Origin of the sequence: Hydrogenophaga sp. (genome assembly GCF_028698005.1) — a bacterium.
Taxonomy (GTDB): Bacteria; Pseudomonadota; Gammaproteobacteria; order Burkholderiales; family Burkholderiaceae_C; genus Hydrogenophaga.
In genome coordinates, this window is sequence record NZ_JAQVEJ010000212.1 from 1 (window position 1) to 3,987 (window position 3,987).

Here is a 3,987-nt window from a genome sequence, read left to right on the forward strand (position 1 = left end):
CCGGCCACCCCACGCCCGGCCAGCCCGACACCTGGCTGCCCGAGTTCCATGCCCGCCGCAAGGGCCTCAAGCGCCAGCGCGACACCGCCATGGCCAACAACCACGAATTCCTGCGGCACGCTGAAACGGCGAATGCCTGAGCGCGGGCCGACACCACGGGGAGGACACACCACCATGACAACACCCACCAGGCACCTGAAGAAAACCGCGCTCCTGGCCGCCGCGCTGCTGCTGGCCTCGGGCGGCGCCTGGGCTTCCAAATGCGGCGGCGTGGACGAGCATGGGCAGACCGGCGGGGCGTACTACACCTCCGAAGACTTCCCCTACGAGCAGGACGTGTTCTCGTTTTGCGGCATCGGCGTGCCCGCGCACTGCTGGGCGCCCACCGGCCCTGGCACCTGGACACAGATCTGCCAGTACCTCAACAGGAAGTGGATCCCCGCGTTCGAGCGCATCTGCGTTCATGGCGGCCCATCCATGGGCACCTGGGCCGCCAACAGCGGCCGCCAGCCGCTGAGCACCAAGGGCGAACCGGACGCGTCCGACGGCATGGCCGAGTGCGAGCACGGGGACGATTACTGAGCAACGTGAAGGAAACCGCGATGCGCCGCCTGTTCTCTATTTTCCTGCTGAGTCTCGTCATGAGCACACAACATGCCTGCAGCGAAGATCGGATGGTCTTTCACAGCCTTGGTTACCAATACAACCTGGACAGCCCTGGCACTGAACTGATCGACTGCCTGTATGGCGAGATGCTGGGCAAGCACACGCGGCACGAAGTGGAAACCGGGCAGGCACGGCGCGGCGAATGCTTCAAGGGCGGCGGCACCATGCCCATGGGCGATTTCCTGTACGTCAAATGGCGCGACAAGGCCACGGGCAAGGAGTACGAAGACCGCGTGGACCTCAAGAGCCGCCTGCCCTCGCCCAAGGACATGTTCGGTCAGACGGTTTATTTCCTGGTCGATGAAAACCAGTTGTTTGTCTACCTGATTCCGGATAGCGATATCGAGGGCAAGCGCAACCACCTGCCGCCGGGCAAACCGGCCAATGGCCCGGATGGCTGGGACTACCTCGATGTCAAGACCCTGTACCCCGACAACAGCCCGCCCAAGGTGCGCGGCGGCAACGTCAAGTGGCGCGCGCAGCGCGACGCGGCCAAGAAGAAAGAGGACGGCCAGCCATGACCGAGGTCATCAAGCGCCTGAGCGCGGCCGAGCGTGAGCAGATGTCGGCGCAGGCCCGGCATATCGCCGAGGCGCCGGCGGCCCAGGTGGACGCCCGCAGCGGCGAGAAATTCGTTTTCGTCGCGCACTTCGACGGCACCAACAACGACAAGGACAACGTCAAGCTGTCCGGCAACCCGCACCAGACCAATGTGGCCGACCTGCACGACCAGATGGCGCCGCACATGCGGGGCAACGACAGCTTCAGGTCGGCCTACTACCGCGGCGTCGGTACGGATGCAGGCGCCAAGGGCTATCACGATGTGTTGCTGCCCTCAGAGGAGATGCGCAATACAGCGGACAGAGCGTACAGGGAATTCCGTACGGAAGCCCTCGTCTGGCTTGAGAAAAACCCCCAAGCCGACCCCGCCACCTCCCTGCAAGTCATGGCTACCGGCTTCAGCCGGGGCGGCGGCACGGCGGCGGTGTTCAGCCAATTGCTTTATGAGCATGGGCTGACCGACCCCAAGACAGGCAAACAACTCGTTCCCCCCGGCCAACTCGGCCTGGCCGGCGCCATGGTTTACGACCCCGTCACCACCGGCTACGACGGCAACGCGGCGTTCTCGCCCGCATCGAAGAACGTCACCGTCGTGCGCGCCCAGCACGAATACCGCGAATGGTTCAAGGGCGTCGATCACGGCGCGCACCCCGGAGTGCGCACCGTCGAGGTCATGGGCAACCACTGCAACATCGGCGGCGGCTACGACCGGGGCATTTCCGCCCGCGTGCTCGAAGCCTCCACCGAATGGTTCCGCCAAAGCGGTGTGCCCCTGGCCGATGTGCCGCCCCACAGGCGCCACGACGGCGCCGCCGCCATCTACCACGAGCGCGACCTGCCCAAGACGGACGAAGCCATGCAGGCCAGCCGCAGCGCCATCGCCCGGGCCATGTGGCCGCTGGGCAGCCGAGCGGCCGAAGGCGTGGCCCAGGCGGCCGACTACCCCGTCACCCACGACCCCCGCCGGGGCCTGAACGCGCCCCGCCAGTTGGACCCGGCCGCCCGGCCCGAAGCCCACGTGCACGACGGCTGGCACCGCTTCGAGGGTGCCGAAGGTACGGTCTGGCGCAAGCACTACGCCCTGCCCAGCGGCAAGGACGCCACCGCCGTGATGATCGAGCGCGACTTCCCCGGGCGCGATCGCGACCGCATCGACCTGCACCTGCTGCACACCGACGAACAGGGCCGCACCCGCGAGCTGATCCACCGCCAGGCCCCCATCGGCCAGGGCAACGACTTGCGCCACCAGTTGGACGCCAGCATACCCGGCCAAAACCGGGCTTTCCAGCCCAACCCCATGCACGAATCCGGCGCCCGCCAGTTCCGCGAGCAATTGGGGTCGCATCTGCGCCAGTTGGGCATGAGCGAGCAGCAGGTGGACACCCTGGCCGCTGCGGCGGTGAAGGAGCAGGTGCGGCATGCGGGGCAGGGTGGTGACGTGCAGGCTTTTTACCTGAGCAAGGACGGCAGCACGATTGCAATGCAGCAGCACAACGGGCCGCTGCGCGAATTCAACGTGACGCAGGCACTGGGGCAGAGCGAACAGGCGCATTGGCGCGAGGCGGCGGAATTGGAGTTGGCATCGGCGGCGAAAGAGCGGCAGCCGTACCAGCCGTACCAGCCGGGCATCGGCCATTCCTATGCCATGCAGCCATCGGAACCCAGCCATGGGGGGCGGACGATGGCTTGATGAAAAAGGCGTAGCGGGGTTTTGTATTCATGTCCTAGCCTTCACGCGAGTGAAGGCTGAGACATGGGTATGGGTGGATGATTGGTTGCGGTAGTTGGCTATTTATTCTTTCTTTTCCAGGAGAGCTTCATCATGATGAAAAACGGTATAAAAAAGAGCACCGCTCAGGAACAGAAATGGACCCGCCGCCACATGGGTGTAGCGGCCATGGCCGGTGTGGCGGCGGTTTTCCTGAGTGGCTGCATTGGCGGCGGTGGTGGTGGCTCGTCTGACGATGATGACGTGGATTTGCGGGCGGCGTATGACCGTATTCAAGAAGGAATGGATCATGCTGCTGTAGCGCGGGCGGTCGGAGTTCAACCAAGCAATCCAGAGAATAAAATTACTCAGTATTGGGATTCCGGAAATCAACATATGAGTGTTGGTTTTTCGGAGTGGTCAGGCCGCGGGTGGCTCGTTGGTAGTGTTCATTGGTGGACAAGCAGTGGACGAGAACTGACGAAAACATTCTGACAAATAGGGGTGAATATGCGCGCTATGATTGCGGTATTTTTATTTTTATCGGCAGGCAGCTCATTTGGGCAATGGGCTGTCTACGATGATAAACTGATGAAAGAAGTGGAAAACATTAATAATGTTAGAAAACAGGAGGTTGATAAACTCAAAGACTTTGAGAAACTAGAACGTCTGGATGTTGACTTTGCTAGCCTGACCAGTTTGACCGACGAGGACAAGAAAAAATTTGTGGGCACCTTACAGGATTGTGGTGATGATAAAGCTAATCCGGCACATTATCAGGCCTGTGCGGGGTTACGCAATTTGCGTTTGCAAACACTGAAACAGAGTCAAAGTGTGCTGCTGGTGCTGGACGAGCGGCGGAAATCTATTGATAAATTGATTGAGAATGCTCGCAACAACACCAATCAGGAATCAGGCATCATGCAGCGCTATCACTTTGAGCTGCAGGGCTTGCAGGCGCAAATGCAGGCCGATGCGCTGAAACTGCAGATCTTGATGGACGGCTACCGCCAACGCGAGCAGGCGTATGCGATGCAGATGAACGAGGCGCG

Annotated in this window: 5 protein-coding genes; all 5 read left to right on the forward strand. The window is 61.9% G+C overall.

Going from position 1 to position 3,987, the window contains the following annotated elements; genetic code table 11:
* The first annotated feature begins 174 nt into the window (after positions 1-174).
* The gene (locus PHQ87_RS14835; protein ID WP_300236010.1) at positions 175-582 is read left to right on the forward strand and encodes a hypothetical protein; all 408 of its coding nucleotides are present in this window, start codon (positions 175-177) and stop codon (positions 580-582) included.
* Between the two features lie 59 nt (positions 583-641).
* Positions 642-1,187 (forward strand): hypothetical protein, encoded by a 546-nt coding sequence (locus PHQ87_RS14840; protein WP_300236012.1) that lies wholly within the window; start codon positions 642-644, stop codon positions 1,185-1,187.
* Positions 1,184-2,917, forward strand: a complete 1,734-nt coding sequence (locus tag PHQ87_RS14845) for a DUF2235 domain-containing protein (RefSeq protein ID WP_300236013.1) — start codon at positions 1,184-1,186, stop codon at positions 2,915-2,917. Before PHQ87_RS14840 ends, PHQ87_RS14845 begins: the two co-directional genes overlap by 4 nt.
* Positions 2,918-3,049: 132 nt before the next feature.
* Complete coding sequence (locus PHQ87_RS14850) at positions 3,050-3,430, forward strand: hypothetical protein (protein ID WP_300236015.1); 381 nt, start codon at positions 3,050-3,052, stop codon at positions 3,428-3,430.
* 24 nt (positions 3,431-3,454) lie between these two features.
* The coding region (locus tag PHQ87_RS14855; protein WP_300236018.1) for a hypothetical protein at positions 3,455-3,987 on the forward strand (533 nt) is incomplete at its 3' end.